A 26,975-nucleotide genomic window follows, 5' to 3' on the forward strand; every position below is an offset into this window, starting at 1 on the left:
CCAACTCATTGCCGCATTCACTCATGATATGGAGAAACGCTTGGATACCGTCGATCGCCCTGCTGTGACCGCAGCCCTGACCCCTGGTCAAATGGCAATGTGGCTTGGCGCCAAATTCGCGTCGCCAGACACCAACTTCAATCTGGCCGAGGCCGTCGATATCTTCGGCGAGATAGATCTGGTGCATTTCTTCACCGCCATGCGAGAAGTGGCCAATGAAGCCGAGGCCGCGCGCCTGCGTTTCGCCGATACCGAACATGGGCCGCAACAAATAGTGGCGGCGAGCTTCAGCGGCGAACTGCCCTATCTCGACTTCAGCCGCGACCATGATCCAAGCGCTGCAGCGGAAGCCTGGATGCGCGCCGATTTCAGTCGCAACATTGATGTGACACACGGCCAGTTATGGATGTCGGCATTGATCCGCACCGCGCCGGATCACTATATCTGGTACCACCGCAGCCACCACATCGTACTCGACGGCTTTGGCGGCGGCCTGATCGCACGCCGCCTGGCCGACATTTACAGTGCGCTGGTCAAGCGTAGCGCCGCCCCGGAAGAATCGCGTTTTGCGCCGATTTCGCAGCTTGCGCAAGAGGATAGCGCTTACCGCGAATCGGGCCGTTTCCCGCGTGATCGCCAGTATTGGATCGAGCACTTTAGCGATGCCCCGGATCCTTTAAGCCTGGCCGCTAACCGCTCGGTCAACATCGGTGGCTTGCTACGCCAGACGGTCCATCTGCCGGCTGCCAGCGTGAGCGCTCTGCAAACCATCGCGCAGGAATTGGGCGCTACCCTGCCGCAGATCTTGATTGCCGCCACTGCGGCCTATCTATATCGGGCTACCGGCGTTGCGGATATGGTGATCGGCGTGCCGGTCACGGCGCGCCACAACGATCGCATGCGGCGCGTGCCGGCCATGGTGGCGAATATCTTGCCGTTGCGTCTGGCGCTGAGTGCGGAACTGCCGATCGAAGAATTGATTCGGGCAGTCGGACGGCAGATGCGGCAGATCTTGCGGCATCAGTCCTATCGCTACGAAAACCTGCGCAATGACTTGGGCATGCTGCTCAACAATCGGCAATTGTTCACCACCGTGATCAACGTCGAGCCGTTCGATTACGATTTTCGTTTTGGCGAGCATCTCGCCAAGCCGCGCAATCTGTCCAACGGCACGGCCGAAGATTTAGGAATATTTCTTTACGAACGCGGCAACGGCCAGGACTTGCAGATCGATTTTGACGCCAATCCTGCGCTGTATACCGCGCAGGATCTGGCCGATCATCAACGCCGCCTGCTGACCTTCCTGACGGCAGTGATCCATCAACCGACGCAAAAAATCGGCCACATAGATCTGCTTGATGCGGCCGAACGCACGCAGTTGCTGGTCGACTGGAATGACACGGAACACGCTGTGCCGGACAGCAACCTGGCGACGCTGATAGAAGCCCGGGTCGCCCGCAATGGGCAAGCCATCGCACTGCGCTTCGAGGGCAAAGCTCTGAGCTACGCCGAACTGAATCAACGCGCCAATCAATTGGCGCATCTGCTACATGCGCGTGGCGCCGGCCCAGAGCGTACCGTGGCGATTGCCGTCCCGCGTTCGCTGGAACTGGTGGTCGCACTATTGGCAATATTGAAAACCGGCGCCGCTTACCTGCCGGTCGATCCAGACTATCCGCAAGAGCGGATTGCATTCATGCTCAGCGATGCACAACCGGTTTGCCTGATCACGATCGCGGAGCTGGCGCAGACACTGCCAGGCCAAGCCCCCCATCTATTGCTCGATCTGCCACAGACGACGACAGCGCTAGCTGGCTTTGCCGGCACCAACCTGGACCACAGCCTGCGTAGTGCGGCGCTTAGCCCTCTGCACCCGGCTTATGTGATCTACACCTCGGGCTCTACCGGGACTCCGAAAGGGGTGGTGGTATCGCACCGCGCGATCGTCAACCGCCTGCGCTGGATGCAAGCCCGTTATGCCTTGCAGGGCGATGATCGCGTGCTGCAGAAAACCCCCTCAAGCTTCGACGTCTCGGTATGGGAATTTTTCTGGCCGCTGATAGACGGCGCCACATTGGTGCTGGCAAAACCCGGCGGTCACAAGGATGCGGCCTACCTGGCTGCCTTGATCGCCAGCGAGCACATCACCACCATCCATTTCGTGCCGTCGATGCTGGAAGTGTTCCTGCTTGAACCCGCGGCGGCGGCATGTGGCACACTGCGGCGCGTAATTTGCAGCGGCGAAGCGCTGGCGCCGTCACTGCAAGCGCAGTTCCAGCAACGCCTTGGCTGCGAACTGCATAATCTGTACGGACCGACCGAAGCCGCGGTCGACGTCACCGCGTGGGAATGCCGCCGCGGATCGGATGCAGCATCACCTGCAGAACCAAATCCAGAGCGGGTTCCGATCGGTTACCCGATCTGGAATACCCAAATGTATGTGCTCGACAGCGGCTTGCAGCCGGTGCCGGCCGGTGTCACTGGCGACTTGTATATTGCCGGCAGCGGCCTGGCGCGCGGCTATCTGAACCGGCCCGTGCTCAGCGCCGAACGCTTCGTTGCCAACCCCTACGGCGCAGCAGGCAGCCGCATGTATCGCAGCGGCGATCTGGCGCGCTGGCGCAGCGACGGCAGCCTGGATTTCCTCGGCCGCGCCGATCAGCAGGTAAAAATCCGCGGCTTCCGTATCGAGCCGGGTGAGATTGAATCGGTGCTGCTGCAGCATCCGCAGGTAGCGCAAGCGGCAGTGATTGCGCGTGAAGACGTGCCGGGCGAGAAACGCCTGGTGGCCTATGTAGTCGCCGTCCCTGCCGCCGATCCGCAAGCGGCTGAACTGCGCCAGCATGTAGCGCTGGCCCTGCCTGACTACATGGTGCCTTCAGCCTTCGTCAATCTACCGGCCCTGCCGCTCAGCCCCAGCGGCAAACTCGACCGCAAGGCGTTGCCGGCGCCCGAACGGCAGGCAGCGACGCCGTATAGCGCACCACGCACGCCAACCGAAAAAATACTGGCTGAACTATGGGCCGAGACTTTGCACCTGCCGCGCGTCGGCGTCCATGACAATTTCTTCGAACTCGGCGGCCACTCGCTGATGATTGTGCAACTGATCTCGATGATCCGTCAGCAATTCATGATCGATCTGCCGCTGGATACCTTGTTCCAGGTATCCACCATCGCCGGACTGGCAGAGCGGCTTGATCAGGAGTCGGTAGCGCGTCCGAGCCTGGCGCCCATGCCACGCCCACCGCGGATTCCACTCTCCTTCGCACAACGCCGTTTGTGGCTGATGAACCAGCTGGAAGGCCCCAGCCCTGCCTACAATATGCCGCTGGCTTTGCGTTTGTCCGGCGCACTCGACCGCGCTGCTCTGCACACAGCCCTGGGCGATCTGGTGCAACGTCACGAGAGCCTGCGCACAATTTATCCCAATGAAGCGGGGCTGCCATATCAACAGATACTCGACGGCGCGGCTGCCTATCCGGCGCTGATCGAAGCCGACACCAGCGAAGATGAACTGGCCGCCATGTTGCAGGCAGCGGCTGGGCATGGTTTTGCGCTTGGCAGTGCAGCACCTTTACGGGTCTATTTATTCAGGCTGGAGCCAGATGAACATGTACTACTGTTGCTGACCCATCATATCGCTGGCGACGGTGCATCGCTGCTGCCGCTAGGCCGCGATCTGAGCATCGCTTACGCTGCGCGCTGCCGCGCTGAAGCACCTGGCTGGACCCCGTTGCCGTTGCAATATGCCGACTACGCCCTATGGCAACAAGAATTGCTGGGCAACGAAGACGATCCCGATAGCATGGCTGGCCGTCAGCGCGAGTTTTGGCGCGCCACGTTACGCGATCTTCCCGAGCAATTGACATTACCCTCGGATCATCCACGCCCGCTCACCCCCAGCTATCGGGGCGACGTCGTACCGCTGCAAATAGCGCCGCAATTGCACCAACGCATATTGCAACTGGCGCGCGACAGCCAGGCCAGCGTATTCATGGTATTGCAAGCGGGATTGGCAGGCCTGTTGAGCCGTTTGGGCGCCGGTAACGATATCGCCATCGGCAGCCCGGTCGCCGGCCGCAGCGATCATGCACTGGACGAATTGATCGGCTGTTTCGTCAATACGCTGGTGCTGCGTACCGACACCTCCGGTCAACCCAGCTTGCGTGAGCTGATAGCGCGGGTCCGCACTACCAACCTGGCCGCCTATGCCAATCAGGAATTTCCATTCGACCGTTTGGTGGAACTGCTGCGGCCCGAGCGTTCACGCAGCAACCTGCCCTTGTTCCAGGTCATGCTGGGTTTCCAGAACAGCAGCCGGCTCTCCTTCAGCTTGCCCGGCTTGTCGATCACACCACAGCCGGTGGCGATCGATACCGCAAAATTCGATCTGTCCTTCATTCTCAGCGAACAACGCAGCGCCGACGGTTTGCCGGGCGGCATCAGCGGCGGCATTCAATACAGTAGCGATCTGTTCGAACGCAGCAGCGTCGAAGCCATCGCGGCGCGCCTGTTGCATTTGCTGGAACAGGCTTGCGACGCACCGGACCAAGCAATCAGCAGCATCGATATCTTGAGCGCCGAGGAAAGCCAACGCCTGCTGGTCGATTGGAGCGGTAGTGCGCGCAACTTGCAGCCAGTCACCATGGCATCCTTGGTGGAAGCCCAGGCCAGCGCACGTCCGCACGCAGTAGCAGTGGCGCTTGATCACGCTACGGTAAGTTATGCCGAGCTGAATGCCCGGGCCAACCGGCTTGCGCATCTGTTGCGCGGACAAGGCATCGCTCCCGGTGCGATCGTCGCCACCGTATTGCCACGCTCGCTGGACCTGATGCTGGCGCATCTGGCCATCGTCAAAGTGGGTGCGACGTATCTGCCTATCGATCCGAATCATATGACTGCGCGCAGCTCTTTCGTGTTTTACGAGGCGGCGCCAGCCTGCGTGATCACTTGCGCTGCGCAACTGCCACAGCTGGTCGACGTTCCCCATCGCTTGGTTCTCGATAGCGACACCATTGTTGCCTCACTGGCGATACAGGCCGATAGCAATCTCGGCAAGCTTGGCAAAGGACGGTCATTTAATGAGAAAGAGGCGGCCTACATCATCTACACCTCAGGTTCCACCGGCACGCCCAAAGGCGTGGTGGTGCCTCATGCGGGTCTGAGCAGCCTGGCGCTTGCCCTGCTTGAGCGCTTGGCAATTACGCCGGATTCGCGTGTTTTGCAATTTTCTTCATGTGGTTTCGATGCTTCCATCATGGACCAACTGATGGCCTTCGCCGCCGGTGCGGCGCTGGTGGTGCCGACGGCGCAACAATTGCTGGGCGAAGAACTGGCCGCCTTGCTGACACGGCAGACGGTCAGCCATGCATTGATTCCACCGGCAGCGCTGGCGACCCTGCCGGCGGGCGAATTCGCCCATTTGCACACGCTGCTGGTAGGCGGCGATGTTTGCCCGCCGGCGCTGGCGGCGCGCTGGTCGCAGGGGCGCTACATGATTAACGCCTACGGTCCGACTGAGATCACCATCTGCGCGAGCTTGAGCTCGCCTTTGAATGCGGCTGAACTGCCGTCGATCGGCCGGCCGGTTTGGAATACCCAGATGTACGTGCTCGACGGCGGCTTGCAGCCGGTGCCGGCCGGTGTCACCGGCGAACTGTATATTGCCGGCAGCGGCCTGGCGCGCGGCTATCTGAACCGGCCCGTGCTCAGCGCCGAACGTTTCGTTGCCAATCCCTACGGCGCAGCAGGCAGCCGCATGTACCGCAGCGGCGATCTGGCGCGCTGGCGCAGCGACGGCAGCCTGGATTTCCTCGGCCGCGCCGATCAACAAGTAAAAATCCGCGGCTTCCGCATCGAGCCGGGTGAGATTGAATCGGTGCTGCTGCAGCATCCGCAGCTAGCCCAGGTCGCCGTGATTGCGCGCGAAGACGTGCCAGGCGAGAAACGCCTGGTGGCCTATGTAGTCGCCGTCCCTGCCACCGATCCGCAACCGGCCGAACTGCGTCAGCATGTAGCGCTGGCCCTGCCTGACTACATGGTGCCGTCCGCCTTCGTCAATCTGCCAGCCCTGCCGCTCAGCCCCAGCGGCAAACTCGATCGCAAGGCGCTGCCGGCACCTGAACGGCAGGCAGCAACGCCGTATAGCGCACCACGCACGCCAACCGAAAAAATACTGGCCGAGCTATGGGCCGAGACTCTACATCTGCAGCAGGTCAGCATCCATGACAATTTCTTCGAACTCGGCGGCCACTCGCTATTGGCGATCCAGCTCGGCATGCGTATCCGCGAGCAGATCCGCCCCGACTTCCCGCACGCCGGGATTTATACTCATCCGTCGATCGCCGAATTGGCAGCCTTGATCGACAACACCGGCAGTACCGCTGCGGCGCCAGACCTGGCGCGAGAAGTTCACTTGCCGGCACATATCCGTGGTCATGGCGGATCGCCGTCATTAACTCCGGCACAGGTATTTCTCACCGGCGCCAGCGGCTTCGTCGGCAGCCACCTGTTGGCGACCCTGCTGCGCGACACATCGGCACGCGTGATTTGCCATGTACGGGCAGCCGATGCAGATGCGGGCAAGCTGCGCCTGCAGCGTACGCTGGCTGAACGCCAACTGGCGGCAATCTGGGACGACGCCCGGATCGAGGTGGTGGCAGGCGACCTCGGCGCGCCACAGCTCGGCCTCGACGAGCGCGCGGTAGAAATGATTCGCGACGATTGCGACGCCATTTATCACTGCGCCGCCCAGGTTGATTTTCTCCATCCTTACGCCAGCCTGAAAGCCGCCAATGTCGACAGTGTGGTGACCTTGCTCGACTGGACCGCGCATGGCCGCGCCAAGAGCTTGCATTACATCTCGACGCTGGCGGTGATCGATCCGGGCAACAGCGAGGGGCTAGTCACAGAACGTTCGGCGCTGGCGTCGTGGGCCGGATTGCTGGATGGTTACAGCCAAAGCAAATGGGTCGGCGACGCGCTAGCCAGAGAAGCACAGGCGCGCGGCCTGCCGGTAGCGATATACCGGCTGGGCGCAGTGACCGGCGATCACACCCATGCGATTTGCAACGCCGTCGATCTGATCTGGCGCGTGGCGCATCTGTACGCGGAACTGGAGGCGATTCCCGATATGGATCTGCCGCTCAACCTGACGCCGGTAGACGACGTCGCGCGCGCCATCCTCGGCCTGGCCGGCGCGCCAGCTTCGTGGGGCCAGGTGTACCACTTGATGAGCCAGACGCCATTGCGGGTGCGCGACATCCCGCCGGTATTCGAACGGCTGGGCCTGAGCCTGGAGCCATTGGCGCTGGCGTCCTGGCTGCAGCGCGCGCATGAACGCCTGGCCATCAGCCAGGATCGCGATCTGGCGGCAGTGCTGGCAATCCTGGATCGTTATGACGCTGCGGCGACGACGCCGCAAGTCTGCGGCGCGGCTACCCATGCGCAACTGCAAGCGATAGGTGCCGCCATACGTCCGGTCGATCGTGATTTGCTGGAACGTTATTTCGTCAACCTGGGCATCAGGCAAGTGCGCAGCGCCGTCGAGATCAGTATCTAAACGGTGTTGCGCCGGTATTAACTCAAACCTTAGGATCGACACATGGCACGCTATCTGATCGCTGCAACCGCCTTGCCCGGGCACGTTTTGCCGATGCTGGCGATCGCTCAGCATCTGGTCGGCCTCGGACATGAAGTGCGGGTACATACCGCGAGCCAGTTTCAGGCCCAGGCCGAGGCCACCGGCGCCACCTTTAGCGCCTTCGAGCGCGCTATCGATTTCGACTATCGCCAGCTAGACCAGCGTTTTCCCGAGCGCAACCGCATGCAATCGGCGCATGCGCAACTTTGCTTTGGCTTGAAGCATTTTTTTGCTGACGCCATGGCGCCGCAACTGGCTGGAATCCGTTCCATCCTGCAAACCTTCGCGGCCGACGCCATCCTCACCGACACTATGTTCTGCGGCACTTTCCCGCTGTTGCTCGGCCCCCGGCACGCACGTCCGGCTATCGTCGCCATCGGCATCTCGGCATTGCCGCTATCGAGTTGCGATACGGCGTTCTTCGGCACTGCGCTGCCACCTTCGGCCACTGCCGAAGGACGGCAGCGCAACCTGGCGATGACCAGCAATCTCAAGCAGGCAATGTTCGGCGAGGTCCAGCGTTACTTCGATAGCCTGCTGACGCGCTCGGGCTGTCCTTCGCTGCCGGCTTTCTTCATCGACGCCATGATCACCTTGCCGGATCTTTATCTGCAATTGACTTCAGAATCCTTCGAATATCCACGCAGCGACCTGCCGCCATCGGTGCGTTTCGTCGGCCCGTTGCTGGCGCCGGCCAGCCTTCATTTCAGTGCGCCCGACTGGTGGCATGAGCTGGACGATGGCCGTTCGGTGGTGCTGGTCACGCAGGGCACCCTGGCCAACCAGAATCCGGCACAGTTGATCGGTCCAAGCTTAAGTGCTCTGGCGGCCGCCCAAGACATCCAGGTCATCGCCACCACCGGCGGCCCGCTGCCGGCCGGCATGAATCTGGCGATACCCGCGAATGCCCGGGTGCTGCCGTTCTTGCCGTATGACCGCTTGCTGCCCAAGGTGCACGCGATGGTGACCAACGGCGGCTATGGTTCTGTCAATCACGCGCTCAGTCTTGGGGTGCCGCTGGTGGTGGCCGGAAATACCGAGGAAAAACCGGAGATCGCCGCCCGCGTGGCCTGGTCGGGCGCGGGCATCAATCTTGGCAGCGGTCAGCCAAGCCCGCGTCAAATCGGCGATGCCGTGCGCAAGGTTTTGAGCGAGCCTCAATATCGCCAGCGCGCCAGGATTCTGCGCGACGATTTCGCGCGCCATCACGCACTTACCGAGATCGCCGAGGCAATTGCGGCGCTGGGGCAGCTGGGGCAGACAGGCACTGTAGCCGATATCAATGCTGTATCAGCGGCATCAGCCGCAATGGTTTAAATCAAACAAGGAGCTTGAATATGAACAATCCGTTTGACGACAAGGACGCCAGTTTCCTGGTATTGAGCAATCAAGAAGGACAGTACTCTCTGTGGCCGACTTTCATCGAGGTTCCTGCCGGCTGGGTGATCGCCCTGGCTGCCAGCGATCGTGCATCCTGCAGCGCTTTCATCGAAGCCAGCTGGACCGACATGCGGCCGCGCTCGCTGGCAATTGCTAGCGCCTAGGCCATGATCCTGGCATCGCTGGCCGCGTTCGCTGGCGGTGCGCCATCAAGAGGAGCTTCAGCCCTGACCTTGGCGATCTTGAGATATTCAACGTTGAGGGTAATGGCTTCGCTATAGCGCAACACAAAATAATCGCCATCGACTCCGTAGAAACGCGCCAGGTCTTGCTCGACCGTGGCGTCGTTTTCCTTGTCGGCGACCAGCGGCCGCCGCATCACCTGTTGCAAGATAAGCCGGTCCAGGTTGCCGTTGGTATCGAAAAAATAATCCTGGAGAATGCCAGTAAACAACACCGCTTGCCCGGCTACATTGACAATCGCCGATACGGCGATCAGGTCCGGCCGCCGTTCTTCGTCAAAATCGGCGCCGGTCAGCAAGTAGTACCAAGGCGCATCGTTAAAGCGTAACCAGGGAGCTAGCCAGTTACTGCCTGCCCGATCTAGCCCGAAGTGAATGATGACGAGCCGAAAACTATTGGGCACGATCCAGGCGCCGCCATACAAACTCAGGAAATAAACGCATATCCAGAAAAACTGCGCAGCGATGCCCTGGACCGCCTTGGACTGAGCAACAGGGTCGGAGGACAAGAGTTCGAGCAACAATAGCGGTTGCAGTATGCGTCCAAACAAGCATGCAGACACGAGCAGCCACAGCGGGTGGAAAATGCAATTCCACAGCATTGCCTCTGTAACAATCTGCCCGAACGGGGAATAGTCAAGGGAAACACGCTCGGCACGCTTGAATCTGGAGCGAGCGATAAATCCGGGGAGTAATAGAAGGAAAACGATTAAAGCAGGTAACGCTACGTTCATCGTTCCGCTCAGGCGGCTGCGGGGACAACGCTGATACGGTACAGAACGGTTCCCTCTTGCGCGGAATGCAGGCTGATCAGGTCGTCAGTGGGAACAGAAGTGGCGGAAGTTGATAATGATGACTTGGAGTTCCGGCTGGCCAGATAGGCGCGCAGTTGCAGCTTCGCACTCGGATCAGCGAGAACTGTTTTGGCCAATGCGCTTTGAAGTGCTTTCATAGTGCGTTCACTATGCCATAGAAATACAATTTTTGCATGTTCTCCCCCTCATCTTTATCAAACAGAAATACTCCTTAACAACCGGATTGTTATATACAAATAACAAGATATAACTTTGGCGTATATAGGGTCGCTGATAAAATTGCACGCCTGACTGAACAAGCTGAAGCAAACCCGTGATCCGTATCGAGCACCTGCATAAAACCTATCCGCTGGAACGCAATGCCAAAACCGCCGGGACTCCCGTCGCCGCATTGTCCGACATCAATCTACACATCAAGAAGGGCGAAATTTTCGGCATCATCGGCCGCTCCGGCGCCGGCAAAAGTACCTTGATCCGTACCCTCAACATGCTGGAACGTCCGTCCAGCGGACAAGTGTTGATCGAGGGGGAAGACATCACTGCGCTGGACAATAACGGCCTGCATCGCCTGCGCCAGCGGATCGGCATGATTTTCCAGCACTTCAACCTGCTCAACGCCAAGACCGTGGCCGCGAATATCGACTGGCCGCTGAAGATCACCGGCAAGTACACCCAGCAGCAACGTGCGGCCCGTGTCACCGAATTGCTCGACCTGGTCGGACTCAGCGAGCACCGTGACAAGTACCCGGCGCAATTGTCCGGCGGCCAGAAGCAGCGCGTCGGCATCGCCCGCGCTCTGGCCAACACCCCGCATCTGCTGTTATGCGACGAAGCCACCTCCGCCCTTGATCCGGAAACCACCCAGGCTATCCTGCGCCTGCTGCTCGACATCAATCGCAAGCTGGGCTTGACGATCGTGCTGATTACGCACGAGATGCAAGTGATCCGCAATATCTGCGACCGGGTTGCGGTGATCGAGGCCGGCCGCATCGTGGAAGCCGGCGATGTCGCTGAGGTATTCCTCCATCCGCAGCACGCAGTGACGCAAAGCATGGTCGCTGAAAGCACGCCATTCTCGGCCGAGACAGCATTGCTGCCGTTCAGTGTGGCCGGCATTACCCAATTGCGCGGCCTGCTGGTGCGCCTGACCTATGTCGGCGACATCACCTATCAGCCGATCCTGAGCAGCATCGCGGCGGCGACGCCGGCGCTGATCACCATCCTGCAAGGCACCATCGCCCGCATCAAGGACACACCCTACGGCCAGCTGCTGGTGGAGTTGCGCGGCGAACCGGCCGATGTCGCGCAGGTTTTCACGACCCTGGATCAACACAATATTCGGCATGAGGTACTCGCATAATGGACTTCTCTCTCATCGACTGGGCTGACATCTGGCAGGCCACTTGGGAAACCCTGGCCATGACCGGCTTTTCCCTGCTGTTCACGATTTTGCTCGGCCTGCCGCTCGGCATCCTGCTGTTCATCACCGGCAAACGCCAGTTGCTTGAACAGCGCGGCATTTACCGCGCGCTGTCGCTGATCGTCAACGTGCTGCGCTCGGTACCGTTTCTGATCTTGCTGATCGTGATGATTCCGGTCACGGTGCTGCTGGTCGGCACTTCACTCGGGGTACAAGGTGCGATTCCGCCGCTGGTGCTGGGCACCGCGCCATTCTTCGCCCGCCTGGTGGAAAACGTGTTGCGTGAAATCGACCGCGGCGTAGTGGAAGCCTGCCAGGCGATGGGCGCCAGCAAACGCCAGATCATCTTCGGCGCACTGCTGCCGGAAGCCCTGCCCGGCCTGATCGCCGCCACTACCGTGACCGCGATTGCCTTGATGTCCTACGCTGCCATGTCCGGTGTGATCGGCGGCGGCGGCCTGGGCGACCTGGCGATTCGTTTCGGCTACCAGCGTTTTCAGACCGAAGTGATGGTCACCACCGTTGCCGTGCTGGTGGTGCTGGTGCAAGTGCTGCAGTTTTCCGGCGATCGGCTGGTGCTGCATTTCACGCGTAAATAATTTTTGCAGCTAATGCAGTGTTGCAGTGTTTGTTTTCAAATCAAAAAAGGGAGTTTATATGTCACGCAAATTTTCGTTATCGCTGGGACTGGCTGCGGCCGTGTTCTCAACCTTCAGCCTGATCGCTGCCGCGCCGGCGCAAGCCGCCGACAAGCTGGTGATCGCTGCGACACCGGTGCCGCACGCCGAAATCCTGGAATTCGTCAAACCTATCCTGGCCAAGGAAGGCGTCGATTTGCAGGTCAAGGTATTCACCGACTACGTCCAGCCGGCGGTACAGACCAACGAGAAAAGAGTCGACGGCAATTTTTTCCTGCATCAACCGTACTTGAACGAATTCAAGAAAAACCACAAGAACGATATCGAAGTAGTCGTCGCCAAGGTGCATGTCGAGCCGTTCGCGGGTTATTCGAGCAAGTACAAGAAACTGGCTGATTTGCCGGACGGCGCAACGGTCGCCATTCCAAACGATCCATCCAACTCCGGACGCGCCCTGCTGCTGCTGTCGCGCCAGGGTCTGTTGAAACTGAAGGATCCCAGCAATATCTCGGCGACGCAAAAAGACATCATCGAAAATCCTAAGCATCTGAAGTTCAAGGAACTGGAAGCGGCAACCCTGCCACGCGTGTTGAATCAGGTCGACCTGGCTTTGATCAACACCAACTATGCGATTGAAGCCAAGCTCAATCCGGTCAAGGATTCCTTGTTCATCGAAGACGCCAATTCGCCTTACGCCAATTTGCTGGTTGCTCGTCCAGACAACAAGGACAGCGCCGCCGTCAAGAAACTGGCGCTAGCGTTGAACTCGCCGGAAGTGAAGAAATTCATTGAAGAAAAATACAAAGGTGCAGTGGTGCCGGCATTCTAATGCGAGGCCGTCTGGCTTAAGCAAGCTGCCTTTGACATAAAAATCGGGGCCGGCGTATTCCTTAGCAACCAGGGAAATACGCCGGCCCCGATTTTTTATTGGACGTTGAAGATTCGCTTAGCGTCGAATCAGGCGCTCAGCCAGCGCAAGCCGTTAGGTTGATATTTTTTCAGCCACGCATCCAGTGACCAGCGGCCGCCGCCGGTCAGAACAAAACTCAAGCAGAGGAACGCCCATAGCGTTGGATATTCCCAGCCGCCGCCCGGATTAGCCCAGGTGAAACCAAAGTCTTGATGATGGCCTGCGAACAGGGAAATCACTAGATACAAGGCGGTGCCGACTGCCGCAACGCGTGTAAACAGGCCGAAGGTAAACCCGACAAAAGCGCCAAACTCGCACAGGCCGCCAATCAACACCATCGACGGCGGAAAACCGACGCTGTGAAAATAGCCGACCACATCATGGTAGGCCTGCGGACCCAGCAAACCGAATTTCTCGGCGAAATGATGGATAAAGTCCAGGCCGATATATACGCGCAGTAAAAACAGTTGAAGAGATTTCATATCCATTGGCAAATTCCTTTTTTTCGGATTAGGTAAGTTGACAGCCCGGACGTAGCGTCAAACGCGCTACAGCTCAGTCAAGTCAACGGTAGAAAATCGTCAATTAGTTACCGCGTGGAAATTATAAAGAATCATGTGGCATGCGCGGTACTTAATCGACAATAAATGCGTTTATATAAAAACAATAATATTATTGCACGCAGGGAGCAAGGAACGCCTGGCGCCAAGGCGCTCGGCACAGGTTTACCCCATTGCTAATTCAGCAATGATTAAATGCTAAAATTTCAACATCTGCGGTGTATATAGGAAGTTTTCCTGGTAACCGCTCCGTGTAGATGAAATCCCGAGGCCGACAGAAAGCGCCTCCATTGCCTTCGAAGGAAACATGTTGAAATACGCCAGTCCCAATGATTTTCTCGCCATGGTCGCGCAACGCGACCCACATCAACCCGAATTTCTACAGGCCGTCAAAGAAGTCATGGGCAGTTTATGGCCCTTCATCCAACAGCACCCAAAGTATGCTGAACACGGCTTGCTGGAAAGGCTGGTGGAGCCGGAGCGAGTCATCCAGTTTCGCGTGGCTTGGGTTGACGATCGCGGCCAGACCCAGGTCAACCGGGCGTTCCGGATCCAGCACAATTGCGCCATCGGCCCGTTCAAGGGCGGCATGCGCTTTCATCCATCGGTGAATTTATCGATCCTGAAATTCCTGGGCTTCGAACAGACTTTCAAAAATGCCCTAACCACCCTGCCGATGGGCGGCGGCAAGGGCGGTTCCGATTTCGATCCCAAGGGCAAAAGCGACGGCGAAGTCATGCGCTTTTGCCAGGCGCTGATGCTTGAACTGTACCGCCACCTGGGCGCCAATACCGATGTGCCGGCTGGCGATATCGGCGTCGGCGCGCGTGAAGTCGGCTTCATGGCCGGCATGATGAAAAAACTTTCCAACGACACTTCCTGCGTTTTCACCGGCAAGGGACTGGCTTATGGCGGCAGCCTGATGCGGCCGGAAGCGACCGGCTACGGCACCGTTTACTTTGCCGAACAAATGCTGCGACGCCGAGGCAAGTCGCTGGACGGCATGACGGTCGCGGTATCGGGTTCCGGCAACGTCGCGCAATACGCGGTAGAGAAGGCGATTGAATTGAATGGCAAGGTACTCACGGTGTCCGATTCCGGCGGCACTGTGTACGACAAGAACGGCTTGAATGCAGACAAGCTGGCGGCATTGATGGAACTGAAAAACGTCCAGCGCGGCCGGCTGGAGAGTTTCGCCCAGCAATTCGATCTGCAATATTTTGCAGGTAAAAATCCCTGGCATATACCAACCCAGATCGCTCTGCCATGTGCGACCCAAAATGAACTCGACGCGCAAGACGCGGCGACGCTGGTAAAAAACGGCGTGGTCTGCGTCGCCGAAGGCGCGAACATGCCATCGACCCTGGACGCGGTGGAAATATTCCAGAAGGCCGGCACCTTGTATGCGCCGGGCAAAGCCAGCAACGCCGGCGGCGTCGCTACCTCCGGCCTGGAAATGGCGCAAAACGCGCAGCGCCTGTCTTGGCATCACGCCGAAGTCGACGAGCGCTTGCATGGCATCATGAAAGAGATACACGCTAACTGCGTGCAGCACGGCAAACGCGCCGACGGCAGCGTGAATTATGTCGATGGAGCCAATATTGCGGGCTTCGTCAAGCTGGCCGATGCGATGCTGATGCAAGGCACGTTCTGAGGCGGTGGCGGCAAACCGGAAAATGTAAAAAGGGCTGGATCACCCGGTGATCCAGCCCTTTTCAACTATCGGTAATTCGCCGGAAGTGAAGAAATTCATCGAAGAGAAATACAAAGGTGCGGTGGTTCCGGCATGTTGATCGCTCTGATGGCAGCTAAGCAACGATAACAAACGAAGCCCTCGCAATTTGTGGGGGCTTTTTGGTTTACACTGGTTCTTTTGCAATCAATGAATTCCCCAACACCTTAGAGGCACATCATGGAAGAAAAAGTGGAAACCAATGCACCCCAGCGCGACGCCTTCCTGGAAGAAAAAGCGTTCAAGTCACGCACCGTCCTGCTGTTCGGCCAGATCAACGACACCGTGGCGCGCGATATCGTGCGCCAGCTGATCGCCCTCTCCGGCGAATCCAAGGACCCCATCAATTTCCTGGTCTGCTCGCCGGGCGGCCATGTGGAATCGGGCGATGTGATCCATGACGTGATCCGCTTCATCGACGCTCCGGTCAACATGATCGGCAGCGGCTGGGTCGGCAGCGCCGCGGTCAACGTATTCTTGTCGGTGCCGAAAGAACGCCGCTTCTGCCTGCAAAACACACGCTTCCTGATCCATCAGCCGAGCGGCGGCGTCGGCGGCCAGGCTTCCGATATCGCTATCCAGGCGCGTGAAATCATCCGCGTGCGCGAAAGAATCGGCGCCCTGATCGCCAGGGAAACTGGACAGAAGCTGGAAAAAGTGACGACCGATATCGACCGCGATTACTGGATGTCGGCGCCGGAAGCCATCGAATACGGCCTGGTGTCGAAATCCATCGTCAGCGCCAAAGAAGTTTCCTAAGCCCGTCGAAATCCGTTAGAGCAAGCGTCATCTTCCGGTAACACTCTGTATGCATTCATACAGAGTTTGCCATTTGAAGGGCTTGAAAATGTAGCCATCCGCGCCGCCGTCTCAACCTCGAATTCTTTATGCGTCAGGAGTTTTTCCAGCAGCTCGCAGAGCGTTTCATCATCCTCCACGATGACGACTTTTGCAGCTTGCTTACGTGCTTCCGTGTCGGCTCGGGCAACGCCTTCACCGTAGGTGTAAAACCCTTTGCTCTGCAAGATACTGGCGCCTCTACGCGCTTCTGCCCATAATTGCACGCCTTCTTGCGGCGACAACTCTGTCACTTCAATCGACGGTGCGACAGGTGTAAATTTGATCATGCCGTCCGCAGTCATTTCGAGCGGCTGCTGAGAACCGCATTCATAGCCGGAGCGGGCATCCGGGTCAATCTGGGAAAATACGCGGATCAAGCCCAGCTTGCAAAGTAATTCAAGGGTCGTAGTCAATGTCTTTGCAGTGTGTGCATCGAGCATTGCCGCCAAATCGCCGATCGTAGATTTGCCGTTGACCAGGGCCAGGATTCTTGCGTCGTCGTGCGCCATTTTTTTTGCGCCGCTCTTGAGTTCATTCATGCCTTTGGAGCGGACCTGGATTGCATTGAAGAATTGCTCAGCCCAATATCCTCCCGGGACCGATGGCGCGGCATACTTTATTTCCGAAATGAATTATTTTAACTTTGGCAATAAATGGAATCATGCGGCGCTTGCCGCGTCCCAGACGCAAAAACCCCGCCTTCCTGGAAAGGCGGGGTTGATGAAAGGCGCAGGATAATGTCCCGCCGCCTTTTATTGCTATGGCATCTTATGCTGCCAGACGCTCCTGCTCTACTGCTGCGCGCAAACGCTTGGCCGCCAGCACCATGTTTTCCAGCGCCTCGTAAGTCTCAGGCCAGCCGCGTGTCTTCAAGCCGCAATCCGGATTGACCCACAAGCGCGCATCGGGAATCACACCGCGCGCCTTGCGCAACAAGCGCTCCATTTCGTCGATTTGCGGCACCCGCGGCGAGTGGATGTCATAGACGCCTGGACCGATATCGTTCGGGTAGGCGAACTGACCGAAACCGTCCAGCAATTCCATATCCGAACGCGAAGTCTCGATGGTGATGACATCGGCGTCCATCGCGGCAATCCAAGGCAGGATATCGTTGAATTCCGAATAGCACATATGGGTGTGGATCTGGGTTTCGTCGCCGACGCCGGCAGCGCTGATCTTGAATGCGCGCACCGCCCAATCCAGGTAATGCTTCCAGTCGCGCGGCTTCAACGGCAAGCCTTCGCGGAAGGCTGGCTCGTCAATCTGGATCATGCCGATATTGGCTTTCTCCAGATCGCAGACTTCGTCACGCAAGGCCAGGGCGATTTGCAGCGCCGTGGTTTCACGTGGCTGGTCATCCCGCACGAAGGACCATTGCAGCATGGTGACCGGGCCGGTCAGCATGCCCTTCATCGGCTTGTCGGTCAGGGTCTGGGCGAACTGGCTCCAGCCCACGGTCATCGCTTCCGGACGATATACGTCGCCATAAATGATCGGCGGTTTGACGCAGCGCGAACCGTAGCTTTGCACCCAGCCGTTGGCGGTGAAGGCGTAGCCCCACAACTGTTCGCCGAAATACTCGACCATGTCGTTGCGCTCCGGCTCGCCATGCACCAGTACATCCAGGCCGAGCTGTTCCTGTTTCGCCACCACCACGCGGATTTCTTCGCGCATCTTGTCGAGATAATCCAGGTGGCCGATTTCGCCACGCTTGTAAGCGGCGCGCGCCTGGCGGATTTCAGCAGTCTGCGGGAAAGAGCCGATGGTGGTGGTCGGGAAAGCCGGCAACTGCCATTTGGCTTGCTGCTTGGCGATGCGAGCAGCAAAAGCGGCTGAGCGCTCGGCGTCGGCGGCAGTCACTGCAGCCAGGCGCTTTTGCACCAGCGGATTGTGGATGCGGCTGGAGCTGCGGCGGCTGGCCTGGGCGGCGCGCGAGGCCACGAATTGCGCTTCGACTTCAGCCGTTTTGCCATTCAACGCCAATTTCAGAGCGACGATTTCCGCCAGCTTCTGGGTAGCGAACGCCAGCCAGCTTTTCAATTCGTCGTCGAGCTTGGGTTCATTCGCCAGGTCCACCGGCACGTGCAGCAAGGAGCAGCTTGAGGCGATCCACAATTTGTCGCCCAGTTGCGCTTGCACAGGCTTGAGTTTGGTCAATACCTGATCGAGGTCGGTACGCCACAGGTTGCGGCCGTCGACCACGCCCAAAGACAACACTTTGTCTTGCGGCCAGCCGGCAACGATCTGTTCCAGCTGTCCGGCGCCGCGCACCAGGTCCAGATGGACACCCGCCACCGGCAGCGAACGCAGCAATTCAGCGTGTTCGCTGACTTCGCCGAAATAGGTGGTCAGCAACAACGCCGGTGCAGCACCGCTTAATTGTGCGTACACCGGAGCAAAGGCGGCGCGCCAGCTTGCGTCCAGCTCCAACGCCAGGATCGGCTCATCGATCTGCACCGACTCGATGCCGGCGATCTGCAAACGCTTCAGCAGTTGCTGGTAACCGGCCACCACCTTCGGCAGCAGATCCAGCTTGTGCGCAATCCCAGACTTGATCTTGCCCTGATACAGCAAGGTTAGAGGACCGACCAGCGCCACCTTGACCTTGTGACCGAGCGCGCGCGCTTCGGCAATTTCATCGTGCAACCAGTCGACGCCGCCGTCGAATTGCACATCGGCGGTCCATTCCGGCACCAGGTAGTGGTAATTGGTGTCGAACCATTTGGTCATTTCCATCGCGAAGTGATGTTTGCTGCCGCGCGCCAGGGTGAAATAGTCCGCCAGGGTCAACTGCTTCGGATCGAAGCCGAAACGGCTAGGGATCGCCCCCAGCAAGGCCAGCGTGCCCAGCACCTGGTCGTACCAGGCAAAGTCGCCGACGGTGACAAAATCGAGACCGGCATCGGCCTGCGCTTGCCAGTGGCGGGCGCGCAGCGTGGCGCCGGTGGCGCGCAAGGCAGCTTCATCGGAAGCGCCCTTCCAGAACGACTCCTGGGCAAACTTCAGCTCGCGGTGAGCGCCAATGCGCGGAAACCCTAATACGTGTGCCAATGCCATCTTCATCTCCATAAAAAACAAATTCAATGACTCGCATGTTGGGCCAACCTGGATTATGATTCAAACGATAAATATTAAGAATCAACTTGAATTTTACTCATACAGCAATTTCAGCTGTTCATTCTCATAATAAAAATGCAATCCATCCTCGAATTACGCCACCTGAAAACCCTGCACGCATTGCGTGAAGCCGGGAACCTCTTAAGAGCAGCGACGCTGTTGAATGTGACGCAGTCGGCGTTGTCGCATCAGATCAAACAGTTGGAAGATCACCACGGCGCCACGCTGTTTGAACGAAAATCAGTGCCGGTGCGCTTCACCCCGGCCGGTGAACGCCTGCTGAAACTGGCTGACGCGGTGCTGCCGCAGGTAGCGGAAAGCGAGCGCGATCTGGTGCGACTGGCGCAAGGCGTGGCCGGTCAGTTGCGGATTGCGGTGGAGTGCCATACCTGCTTCGACTGGCTGATGCCGGCCATGGATATTTTCCGTAAGCGCTGGCCGGAAGTGGAGCTGGATATCGTTTCGGGCTTCCAGGCCGATCCGGTCGGCCTGTTATATGAACATCGCGCTGACGTGGCGATCGTGGCCGAGGTCGATCCTGACGAGAAAGTCGATTATCACGCCTTGTTCAGTTTTGAGATCGTGGCGCTGGTGGCGCACGATCATCCGCTGGCAGGCAAGGAATACCTGGTAGCAGAAGATTTTGCCGGCGACACCCTGATTACTTATCCGGTGCCGGACGACATGCTCGATATCGTGCGCCAGGTATTGAAACCGGCCGGCATCCAGACTGCGCGCCGCACCACCGAACTGACGGTGGCGATGCTGCAACTGGTTGCCAGCCGCCGTGGCATCGCCACCTTGCCGATCTGGGCTGCGCAGAATTATCTGACGCGCGACTACGTGCTGGCCAAGAGAATCACTGCCGATGGCCTGACCGGACGGCTGTATGCGGCATGCCTGCCGGAGATGTCGCAGCAATCGTATCTGGCCGACTTTGTCAGCACCACGCGTGAGAGCTGCTACCTCAATCTGCTGAGCGTGGAATTGCTCTGATTACGGTGACCGCAACTCAGTGACTGCAACTACCTGTCACATTGCAGATAGCCATTTATATTGCTGAAGCTGCCGCTTCTGCAGGAAAACACCGGTATTGAAGAACGTACCCTGCGGTTGTCACTGCCGCCGCAGGTTGCTTCCAGCACGCCGCCTCGAACTTCAATATCCGAGCAGGATTGGAGATAACTCCCCGGCGGCGCCTGTCGGTCAGGACGACGATAGTCACCGCCGCCAGCGCATTGCAAGTTGCCGTTTATGTTTGCAAAACTACCGCTGCGGCAAGAAGACAGCGGAATTGATGACCTTACGCTCTCATTATTGATACTTCCGCAAGTGGCTTCCAGCACCCCGCGCCGCACCACGATATCGCGGCAAGACTGGAGGTAACTGCCGGGGGGCGCCCAATTGTCGCCGCGGCGATTGTCGTCGTCGTAACGGTCGCGTCCATAATTATCGCCGTATGCGGGAGGCTCGCCATAGCCGCCATAAGCGACAACTGGGGCATTGTCATAGTAACCTGCAGCTGCAGGCTGATAGGCGTTATAGCCGTTGTCATAAGGGCTTGCGGCACAGGCGGTAAACGTGGCGCAGGCGATGATGCCAAACATGGATTTGATTATCATTTTTTCTCCTCTCAACAAAATATCAACAAAATATTTTGTTTTTTTAATTATACGGCGACAAAATGGAGACTTCCTTAATGCTTACCAACGCTTACTAAGGTTACCGGGCCCCCACCACGGCAACGCCGCTTGCAAACATCAGCCTCGGCGAATCGCCCCCACTCCCTCCCCAGCATTCCGACATCTGCCGGCACTATCTCTGAATAGACATTTCCTGTAAGGAATGACAGCTATTTCGACAGCAGGAATACGGCTATGTTTCCATATGACATTTCACATTGTAACAATACGTAACCTTATCTACGTAACTCTATTGCGTATTCACGATTTGTGAAATTCATCGCCGCCATCCTGAGTTGAGCGCGAAGCCATGCATGCTCTGGATAGTCGGTCGTGTTTTTGCTCGCGAAGTATCTGGTCAATCTTATGAATTATCCACGCATCAATTTAAAGAGAGTGAGATACCATGAAACCAGTTTTACATCTCGTCAAAGGTCCATTGTTTCTATCGTTGCTGCTGGCAGCGACCTCCAGCGCAAATGCCGCCGACCGCGTTGACCTTGAGAACTACACGCCACCGGCCCAGGCAGCCAAACCAAGCGGCCCGATCAGCGCGCAAGCTTTTCTCGGCCTCAGCAGCGATGAGTTGAAGCCGCTGCGCAGCCAGAACTACGCCAATGGTAAAGTCGTCACCCGCTATCAGCAGTATTTCCAGGGCGTGCCGGTATGGGACCAGGCCGTGGTCGAACAACGCACGGCAAATCAGGTGCAACCGGCCATGTCCGGCAGCCTGCTGCGCAATATCGAGAACGATCTTCCCAGCGCCAGGCCAGTCTACGCAGCCGCCGATGTGCTGCTGCAGGCCAAGTCGATCGCGCGCGCCGCAGCAACCGAGAACGAGCAAGCCAAACTGTATGTCCAGCTCGGCCGCAATAATGTGGCGCAGCTGATTTATGTGGTCTCTTTCGTCAACAAGAGTGCAAGCAAACCAAGCCGCCCCTACTACATCATCGACGCCAACACCGGCGCTGTGCTGAAACAGTGGGAGGGCATCACCCATTATGAAGCCAGCGGTCCCGGCGGCAATGCCAAGACCGGGCAATACGAGTACGGCGTCAATTACGGCCCTTTGATCGTCGACAACAACTGCGCCATGGTGACGCCGAATGTGATTACCGTCGATCTGCAAAACGGCAGCAGCGGCAGCACCCCATTCCGCTTCACCTGCCCGCGCAATACCTACAAGGCGGTCAACGGTGCATTTTCACCGTTGAACGACGCCCATTATTTCGGCAATGTGGTGTTCAATATGTACCGGGACTGGCTTAATCTGCGCCCCATCAGCCAGACCCTGTACATGAAGGTCCATTACGGCAACAGCTATGAAAACGCCTTCTGGGACGGCAGCGCAATGAATTTCGGCGACGGCGCTTCTACCTTCTATCCGCTGGTCGCGCTGGACGTATCCGGCCATGAAATCAGCCATGGTTTCACCGAACAGAATTCCGGTCTGGTGTATAGCGGCATGTCGGGTGGCATGAACGAAGCCTTTTCCGACATGGCCGGTGAAGCTGCCGAAAACTACATGAAGGGCAGGAACGACTTTCTGGTCGGAGCGGAAATTTTCAAAGGCAATGGCGCACTACGCTACATGGCCAATCCAACCCAGGACGGCGGCTCGATAGACAACGCCAGGGATTATTCCAGCAGCCTGGATGTGCATTACACCAGCGGCGTATACAACAAGGCGTTCTACCTGCTGGCAACCACGGCCGGCTGGAGCACCCGCAAGGCGTTCGAAGTGATGGCCGACGCCAACCATCTCTACTGGACCGCCAACAGCAGCTTTAACCAGGGTGCTTGCGGCGTTGAGAAAGCGGCCGCCAACCGTGGTTACGCAGTGGCCGATGTTACTGCGGCATTCAACGCGGTGGGGGTCAGCTGCAGCACCAGCAGCGGCAATGTGCTGGTCAAGGGCGTGCCGGTCAAGGGGATCACGGTTGCCGGCGGCGCTAGCAACATTTACAGCATCACCGTTCCGGCCGGCGCCAGGAACCTGAACTTCCAATTGTCCGGCGGCAGCGGCGACGGCGACATCTATGTCAAGCGAAGTGCAACGCCGACCACCACTTCCTACGATGGAAAATCGGACGGCAGCACCAATGCTGAAAGCGTGACTATCGGCGCACCTGGGGCAGGAACTTACTATCTGCTGCTGAATGCCTACCGCACGGTCAGCGGTGCGAGCCTGGTTGCCAACTACCAGTAATCGCTAAGTGAGATGAGCCCGGCCGATCGCTTGTGCATTCGGCCGGGGTAATTACTTTGGTACTCTGTCAGGACCAGTTCGAAGCGGGCACAGTGTTCTTGAGAATTTCGGCGGCGTTTGCCGCGAGCGACCGATTGTAGCGAGACAAATGCGGCGCCAGCGTACTCAGTGCCATGCAAGCGGCTTCCGTCGCTCTTCCCTGTAACAGATAAGTGAGTGCCAGAGTAGCCCGCGTTTCGTCGTATAGGGCCGTGCCATAGCCAGCTTCTGCATAGCGCTGAAGCTGGGCAGACAACAAGCGCTCGCTCTCTTCCAGTTGCCCCAGCAGACGTAAAGTACTGCCGAGCTGGATGGCGGCACGCGCCTGGCGATAAGGGTCGAGACCTTTACTTGCCAAAGCGGCCCGGTAAAGCGGTTCCGCCGCCGCTTCCAGCCCGGCTGTGTCGCGGGCGCAAGCGCGCTCGAATAAAGCCAGGGCGTCATCCGCCGGCCGCTCCGCCGCCAGCGCGTCGATATTGCTGATCAGTTCCGTCGGCGAGATCGCATCGACCCGCTTCCAAAGCGCAGCTACGCGTGTTTCCCAATCTTGTTGGTCGTCTCTCATGCTTTGATAGCCGCCAGAGCACGCTGCAAATCGTTTTTCAGGTCGGTAATATTTTCGACTCCGACCGACAGCCTGACCAGTGAATCGCTGATCCCAAGCTTGGTCCGATGCTCTGCCGGAATCGTGGCATGGGTCATGATGGCTGGATGTTCGATCAAGCTTTCTACCCCGCCCAGGCTCTCTGCCAGCGCAAAAATCTCGCAATGTTCGAGGAAACGTTTGGCGCCGGCCAGATCGCTATCGAGTTCGACCGAGATGATGCCGCCATAACCTTGCATCTGACGTTGCGCCAGCTCATGCTGGGGATGCGAAGGCAATCCCGGGTAGTGGACGCGTTTTACCTGCGGCTGGCTCTCTAGCCAGGCGGCTAGCTCCAATGCATTTTCGCAATGCCGTTCAACCCGCAGCGCCAGAGTCTTGACGCCACGCAGGGCCAGGAAACTGTCGAAAGGTCCGGCAATGGCGCCCACCGCATTTTGCAGGAAAGCCAGGCGCTCGCGCCATTCCGCCTGTCTTGCTTCGCGGCCGACCACGGCAATGCCGCCGATGATGTCGGAGTGGCCGTTCAGGTACTTGGTGGTCGAATGCAGCACCACATCAAATCCAAAAGTCAGCGGCTGCTGCACCATCGGGCTGGCGAAAGTGTTGTCGGCGACGGCGATAATGCCGCGCTCGCGGCAGATCTTTGCAATCGCCGCTAGATCGGCCAGTTTCAGCATCGGATTGGTCGGCGTCTCGACCCAGACCATTTTGGTTTCCGGCCGGATTGCCGCCAGCAGGTTGTTCGGATCGATCAGATCGACGAAACTGAAGGACAAGCCGGCGCTGCGTTTGCGCACCTTGTCGAACAAACGATAGGTGCCGCCATATAAATCGTCGCCGGCGACCACATGGGCGCCGCTATCGAGCAATTCCAGCACGGTCGCCGCGGCCGCCATGCCGGAAGCAAAGGCAAAACCCTGGGCGCCCTGCTCCAGATCGGCGACGCAACGCTCCAGCGCCCAGCGCGTCGGATTGTGGGAGCGGCCATAATCGAGCCCCTTGTGGACGCCCGGGCTTTGCTGGACGAAAGTCGAGGTGGCGTAAATCGGCGGCATGATGGCGCCGGTTGTCGGGTCTGGTGACTGCCCTGCGTGAATCACGCGCGTGGCGAAATGCATGTCGGACGAATGGACGGCATCGTTGTTACTGCTCATGACAAACTCCTTCGAAGATGGTTGAGTAAATCGAAACGGGTAATCAAGCCATAGAACTGCTCGCCGTCGGCAATGATGGCGACCAGGCCGCGGGCTAGCGTGCTGCGCAGCGCATCGATGCTTGCGCTCGGCGCCAGTTTTTCTATCGCGCTGGTCATGGTGCTGCTTACCGGATCGCTGAAATGCGCAGCGTCGGCGGCGACTTTCAGCAGCAAATCGGATTCATCGATAATGCCGCTCACATGCTGGCCGTCGATTACTGGCAATTGCGAAATCTCGGCGCTGCGCATGCGGTTGAACGCGGTCATCAGCGTATCGCTCGACGCCACGCTGATGACCCCGCCCTCCTCGTAACGACGGCCGATGATGTCGCGCAAATCGCCGACTATCTCGCGCTTGAGCAAACCCTGGTCGCGCATCCAGTTGTCGTTGTATACCTTCGACAGGTAACGCGTGCCGGTATCGCAAACGATGGTGACCACGCGCTTTGGCTGGCTCTGTTCACGGCAATAACGCAGTGCTGCCGCCAGCAAGGTGCCGGTCGACGAACCGCCCAGGATGCCTTCCGCGCGCACCAGTTCGCGGGCGCTGCTGAAACTTTCTTCATCGCTGATCGTATATGTGTGCTTGACGCCGGACAGATCGGCAATTGCGGGCACGAAATCCTCGCCGATGCCTTCGACGGCCCAGGAACCCGGGGTTGATTCTATTTTTCCGGTATTGATATATTCGGCCAGGATCGAACCCTTGGGGTCGGCCAGCACAAACTCCAGGTCCGGCTGCGCCTGGCGGAAAAACCGCGTCAGGCCGGTAAGCGTGCCGGCCGAACCGACGCCGCAAACGATGGCATCAAGCCGGTGTCCGCATTGTTCCCAAATCTCGGGAGCGGTACTTTGTTCATGGGCTAGAGGATTGCTGGGGTTGTTGAATTGGTCGGCATAGAAAGCACCCGGCATTTCACGCGCCAGGCGCGCTGCATAATCCTGGTAGTACTCGGGATGGCCTTTGCCGACATCCGAGCGGGTGATATGGACTTCGGCGCCCAGCGCTTTCAGATGCTGTATTTTTTCCACCGACATCTTGTCCGGCACCACCAGAATCACCCGATAGCCCTTGGCGCAGGCAACCAGCGCCAGGCCCAGGCCAGTGTTGCCGGCAGTGGCTTCGATCACGATGCCGCCGGCTTGCAGGCGGCCGTCTTTTTCGGCCGCTTCTATCATCGACAAACCGATGCGGTCCTTGATCGAACCGCCGGGATTTTGCGACTCCAGCTTGAGAAACAGCTGGCAGCAACCGGTATCCAGCCGAGTTACTTCGATCAACGGCGTATTGCCGATCAGGTCCAGCACCGCTGGGCGGCTTGACAAGTTCATGGGCAGACCTTCCTGTTAGAAAAACGACAGCATCCGCTGCCTGTTTCAATTAAGGTGAGCGCCTATCTTATCAGTTCTTCACTGGAACATTTTGGTGCAGAAAATTCATGGCGAGAAAAAAAAAGCCGGACGCAAACATCGCGTCCGGCCGCTGCTACCTCACAAGTAAATTAGAACTTGTAGGCGCCTGTTACATAGAACTGACGTCCCAGTGGATCGGTGTAGCGAGCATCATAGCCAACCTGATTGCCGCCGCCTGCAACCACCAGAGACAACGGTGGAGTACGGGCAAACAGGTTCTTGATACCAGCCGTAATCACCAGGCCTTTTTGCACTTGCGCCTTTACCTGCCAATCGAACGTGGTGTAAGAAGCCACGTTGTGATTAGGCATAGCCACATAAGGACCGAACGAACCATTCGGATTGATGATACGAACGGTCGCATCGTCGGCTGTGAAAGTCTGGTCGTGATAACCGGAACGGTAGTTGGCGATCAGCGAATGCGTGAACATATCCGACACCTTCAGTGACGCTGCCAGTCTGGAGATCACGCGGAACACCACGTTCTGGTCCGCACCATACTTGCCAAGGCTGCTCTGCGTGCCGCTTCCAGGG

19 protein-coding genes and 1 pseudogene are annotated in these 26,975 nt (G+C 58.3%); 10 read left to right on the forward strand and 10 right to left on the reverse strand.

Going from position 1 to position 26,975, the window contains the following annotated elements:
- Positions 1-40 precede the first annotated feature (40 nt).
- The 3 genes from VNZ60_RS09135 to VNZ60_RS09145 are packed head-to-tail and all read left to right on the forward strand — an operon-like array spanning position 41 to position 9,186.
- The gene (locus VNZ60_RS09135) at positions 41-7,561 is read left to right on the forward strand and encodes a non-ribosomal peptide synthetase (RefSeq protein WP_325658304.1); all 7,521 of its coding nucleotides are present in this window, start codon (positions 41-43) and stop codon (positions 7,559-7,561) included.
- A gap of 42 nt (positions 7,562-7,603) precedes the next feature.
- Positions 7,604-8,959, forward strand: a complete 1,356-nt coding sequence (locus VNZ60_RS09140) for a glycosyltransferase (protein ID WP_325658306.1) — start codon at positions 7,604-7,606, stop codon at positions 8,957-8,959.
- 20 nt (positions 8,960-8,979) lie between these two features.
- Positions 8,980-9,186 (forward strand): MbtH family protein, encoded by a 207-nt coding sequence (locus tag VNZ60_RS09145; protein ID WP_325658307.1) that lies wholly within the window; start codon positions 8,980-8,982, stop codon positions 9,184-9,186.
- Here VNZ60_RS09145 and VNZ60_RS09150 read toward each other — a convergent pair.
- Positions 9,183-9,788 (reverse strand): hypothetical protein, encoded by a 606-nt coding sequence (locus VNZ60_RS09150; RefSeq protein WP_325658309.1) that lies wholly within the window; start codon positions 9,786-9,788, stop codon positions 9,183-9,185. The two genes, VNZ60_RS09145 and VNZ60_RS09150, sit on opposite strands and share 4 nt — an antisense overlap.
- Before the next feature lie 218 nt (positions 9,789-10,006).
- The gene (locus tag VNZ60_RS09155; protein WP_325658311.1) at positions 10,007-10,216 is read right to left on the reverse strand and encodes a hypothetical protein; all 210 of its coding nucleotides are present in this window, start codon (positions 10,214-10,216) and stop codon (positions 10,007-10,009) included.
- 176 nt (positions 10,217-10,392) lie between these two features.
- On the opposite strand from VNZ60_RS09155, the gene VNZ60_RS09160 reads away from it, so the two are divergent.
- Genes VNZ60_RS09160 through VNZ60_RS09170 form a run of 3 tightly spaced genes read left to right on the forward strand, consistent with a single transcriptional unit; the run spans position 10,393 to position 12,966 of the window.
- Positions 10,393-11,439 carry a methionine ABC transporter ATP-binding protein gene (locus tag VNZ60_RS09160; protein WP_325658312.1) on the forward strand — a complete coding sequence of 349 codons (1,047 nt, stop codon included), beginning with the start codon at positions 10,393-10,395 and terminating at the stop codon, positions 11,437-11,439.
- Positions 11,439-12,098, forward strand: a complete 660-nt coding sequence (locus VNZ60_RS09165) for a methionine ABC transporter permease (RefSeq protein ID WP_325658313.1) — start codon at positions 11,439-11,441, stop codon at positions 12,096-12,098. The genes VNZ60_RS09160 and VNZ60_RS09165 overlap by 1 nt, the downstream gene beginning before the upstream one ends.
- A gap of 58 nt (positions 12,099-12,156) precedes the next feature.
- The gene (locus VNZ60_RS09170; protein ID WP_325658315.1) at positions 12,157-12,966 is read left to right on the forward strand and encodes a MetQ/NlpA family ABC transporter substrate-binding protein; all 810 of its coding nucleotides are present in this window, start codon (positions 12,157-12,159) and stop codon (positions 12,964-12,966) included.
- A gap of 128 nt (positions 12,967-13,094) precedes the next feature.
- On the opposite strand, the gene VNZ60_RS09175 is transcribed toward VNZ60_RS09170, so the two are convergent.
- Positions 13,095-13,529, reverse strand: coding sequence for a DoxX family protein (locus VNZ60_RS09175; RefSeq protein WP_325658317.1), 435 nt, complete (start codon positions 13,527-13,529; stop codon positions 13,095-13,097).
- Between the two features lie 385 nt (positions 13,530-13,914).
- Between VNZ60_RS09175 and gdhA the strand changes: the two genes are divergently transcribed.
- On the forward strand, positions 13,915-15,261 hold the full coding sequence (gdhA, locus tag VNZ60_RS09180; protein WP_325658319.1) for an NADP-specific glutamate dehydrogenase: 1,347 nt from the start codon (positions 13,915-13,917) through the stop codon (positions 15,259-15,261).
- A 258-nt stretch (positions 15,262-15,519) separates the two neighbouring features.
- Positions 15,520-16,098 carry an ATP-dependent Clp protease proteolytic subunit gene (locus tag VNZ60_RS09185; protein WP_325658321.1) on the forward strand — a complete coding sequence of 193 codons (579 nt, stop codon included), beginning with the start codon at positions 15,520-15,522 and terminating at the stop codon, positions 16,096-16,098.
- Here the strand turns inward: VNZ60_RS09185 and VNZ60_RS09190 are convergent.
- Both VNZ60_RS09190 and metE read right to left on the reverse strand, forming a co-directional pair.
- Positions 16,095-16,718, reverse strand: coding sequence for a response regulator (locus VNZ60_RS09190; protein WP_325658323.1), 624 nt, complete (start codon positions 16,716-16,718; stop codon positions 16,095-16,097). The two genes, VNZ60_RS09185 and VNZ60_RS09190, sit on opposite strands and share 4 nt — an antisense overlap.
- Before the next feature lie 229 nt (positions 16,719-16,947).
- Positions 16,948-19,236 carry a 5-methyltetrahydropteroyltriglutamate--homocysteine S-methyltransferase gene (metE, locus tag VNZ60_RS09195; protein WP_325658325.1) on the reverse strand — a complete coding sequence of 763 codons (2,289 nt, stop codon included), beginning with the start codon at positions 19,234-19,236 and terminating at the stop codon, positions 16,948-16,950.
- A gap of 135 nt (positions 19,237-19,371) precedes the next feature.
- Here metE and VNZ60_RS09200 point away from each other — a divergent pair, with 135 nt between their 5' ends.
- Positions 19,372-20,292 carry a LysR family transcriptional regulator gene (locus VNZ60_RS09200; protein WP_325658327.1) on the forward strand — a complete coding sequence of 307 codons (921 nt, stop codon included), beginning with the start codon at positions 19,372-19,374 and terminating at the stop codon, positions 20,290-20,292.
- A 29-nt stretch (positions 20,293-20,321) separates the two neighbouring features.
- Here VNZ60_RS09200 and VNZ60_RS09205 read toward each other — a convergent pair whose 3' ends face one another.
- A complete protein-coding gene (locus VNZ60_RS09205) occupies positions 20,322-20,903 on the reverse strand; it encodes a CVNH domain-containing protein (protein WP_325658329.1) in 582 nt (193 codons plus the stop codon).
- A 481-nt stretch (positions 20,904-21,384) separates the two neighbouring features.
- Between VNZ60_RS09205 and VNZ60_RS09210 the strand changes: the two genes are divergently transcribed.
- Positions 21,385-23,187 (forward strand): M4 family metallopeptidase, encoded by a 1,803-nt coding sequence (locus VNZ60_RS09210; RefSeq protein ID WP_325658331.1) that lies wholly within the window; start codon positions 21,385-21,387, stop codon positions 23,185-23,187.
- Positions 23,188-23,254: 67 nt separating this feature from the next.
- Here the strand turns inward: VNZ60_RS09210 and VNZ60_RS09215 are convergent, their stop codons facing one another.
- The 4 genes and pseudogenes from VNZ60_RS09215 to VNZ60_RS09230 all read right to left on the reverse strand — a co-directional run.
- On the reverse strand, positions 23,255-23,791 hold the full coding sequence (locus VNZ60_RS09215) for a tetratricopeptide repeat protein (protein ID WP_325658333.1): 537 nt from the start codon (positions 23,789-23,791) through the stop codon (positions 23,255-23,257).
- Positions 23,788-24,987 (reverse strand): trans-sulfuration enzyme family protein, encoded by a 1,200-nt coding sequence (locus VNZ60_RS09220; protein WP_325658334.1) that lies wholly within the window; start codon positions 24,985-24,987, stop codon positions 23,788-23,790. The genes VNZ60_RS09215 and VNZ60_RS09220 overlap by 4 nt, the downstream gene beginning before the upstream one ends.
- Positions 24,984-26,360, reverse strand: coding sequence for a cystathionine beta-synthase (locus tag VNZ60_RS09225; protein ID WP_325658336.1), 1,377 nt, complete (start codon positions 26,358-26,360; stop codon positions 24,984-24,986). The genes VNZ60_RS09220 and VNZ60_RS09225 overlap by 4 nt, the downstream gene beginning before the upstream one ends.
- 170 nt (positions 26,361-26,530) lie before the next feature.
- A pseudogene (locus tag VNZ60_RS09230) lies at positions 26,531-26,975 on the reverse strand (TonB-dependent receptor domain-containing protein); the annotation flags it as partial.

The sequence above is a fragment of the Collimonas sp. genome (assembly GCF_035566375.1).
Classification (GTDB): Bacteria; Pseudomonadota; Gammaproteobacteria; order Burkholderiales; family Burkholderiaceae_D; genus Collimonas.

What these genes read in the sequence shown, in the direction of transcription:
- VNZ60_RS09140 (WP_325658306.1), top strand. Translation starts at nt 7,604, where the DNA reads ATGGCACGCTATCTGATCGCTGCAACCGCCTTGCCCGGGCACGTTTTG.
- VNZ60_RS09145 (WP_325658307.1), top strand. Translation starts at nt 8,980, where the DNA reads ATGAACAATCCGTTTGACGACAAGGACGCCAGTTTCCTGGTATTGAGC.
- VNZ60_RS09155 (WP_325658311.1), bottom strand. Translation starts at nt 10,216, where the DNA reads ATGAAAGCACTTCAAAGCGCATTGGCCAAAACAGTTCTCGCTGATCCG.
- VNZ60_RS09165 (WP_325658313.1), top strand. Translation starts at nt 11,439, where the DNA reads ATGGACTTCTCTCTCATCGACTGGGCTGACATCTGGCAGGCCACTTGG.
- VNZ60_RS09170 (WP_325658315.1), top strand. Translation starts at nt 12,157, where the DNA reads ATGTCACGCAAATTTTCGTTATCGCTGGGACTGGCTGCGGCCGTGTTC.
- VNZ60_RS09175 (WP_325658317.1), bottom strand. Translation starts at nt 13,529, where the DNA reads ATGAAATCTCTTCAACTGTTTTTACTGCGCGTATATATCGGCCTGGAC.
- gdhA (WP_325658319.1), top strand. Translation starts at nt 13,915, where the DNA reads ATGTTGAAATACGCCAGTCCCAATGATTTTCTCGCCATGGTCGCGCAA.
- VNZ60_RS09185 (WP_325658321.1), top strand. Translation starts at nt 15,520, where the DNA reads ATGGAAGAAAAAGTGGAAACCAATGCACCCCAGCGCGACGCCTTCCTG.
- VNZ60_RS09190 (WP_325658323.1), bottom strand. Translation starts at nt 16,718, where the DNA reads ATGAATGAACTCAAGAGCGGCGCAAAAAAAATGGCGCACGACGACGCA.
- metE (WP_325658325.1), bottom strand. Translation starts at nt 19,236, where the DNA reads ATGGCATTGGCACACGTATTAGGGTTTCCGCGCATTGGCGCTCACCGC.
- VNZ60_RS09200 (WP_325658327.1), top strand. Translation starts at nt 19,372, where the DNA reads ATGCAATCCATCCTCGAATTACGCCACCTGAAAACCCTGCACGCATTG.
- VNZ60_RS09205 (WP_325658329.1), bottom strand. Translation starts at nt 20,903, where the DNA reads ATGTTTGGCATCATCGCCTGCGCCACGTTTACCGCCTGTGCCGCAAGC.
- VNZ60_RS09210 (WP_325658331.1), top strand. Translation starts at nt 21,385, where the DNA reads ATGAAACCAGTTTTACATCTCGTCAAAGGTCCATTGTTTCTATCGTTG.
- VNZ60_RS09215 (WP_325658333.1), bottom strand. Translation starts at nt 23,791, where the DNA reads ATGAGAGACGACCAACAAGATTGGGAAACACGCGTAGCTGCGCTTTGG.
- VNZ60_RS09220 (WP_325658334.1), bottom strand. Translation starts at nt 24,987, where the DNA reads ATGAGCAGTAACAACGATGCCGTCCATTCGTCCGACATGCATTTCGCC.
- VNZ60_RS09225 (WP_325658336.1), bottom strand. Translation starts at nt 26,360, where the DNA reads ATGAACTTGTCAAGCCGCCCAGCGGTGCTGGACCTGATCGGCAATACG.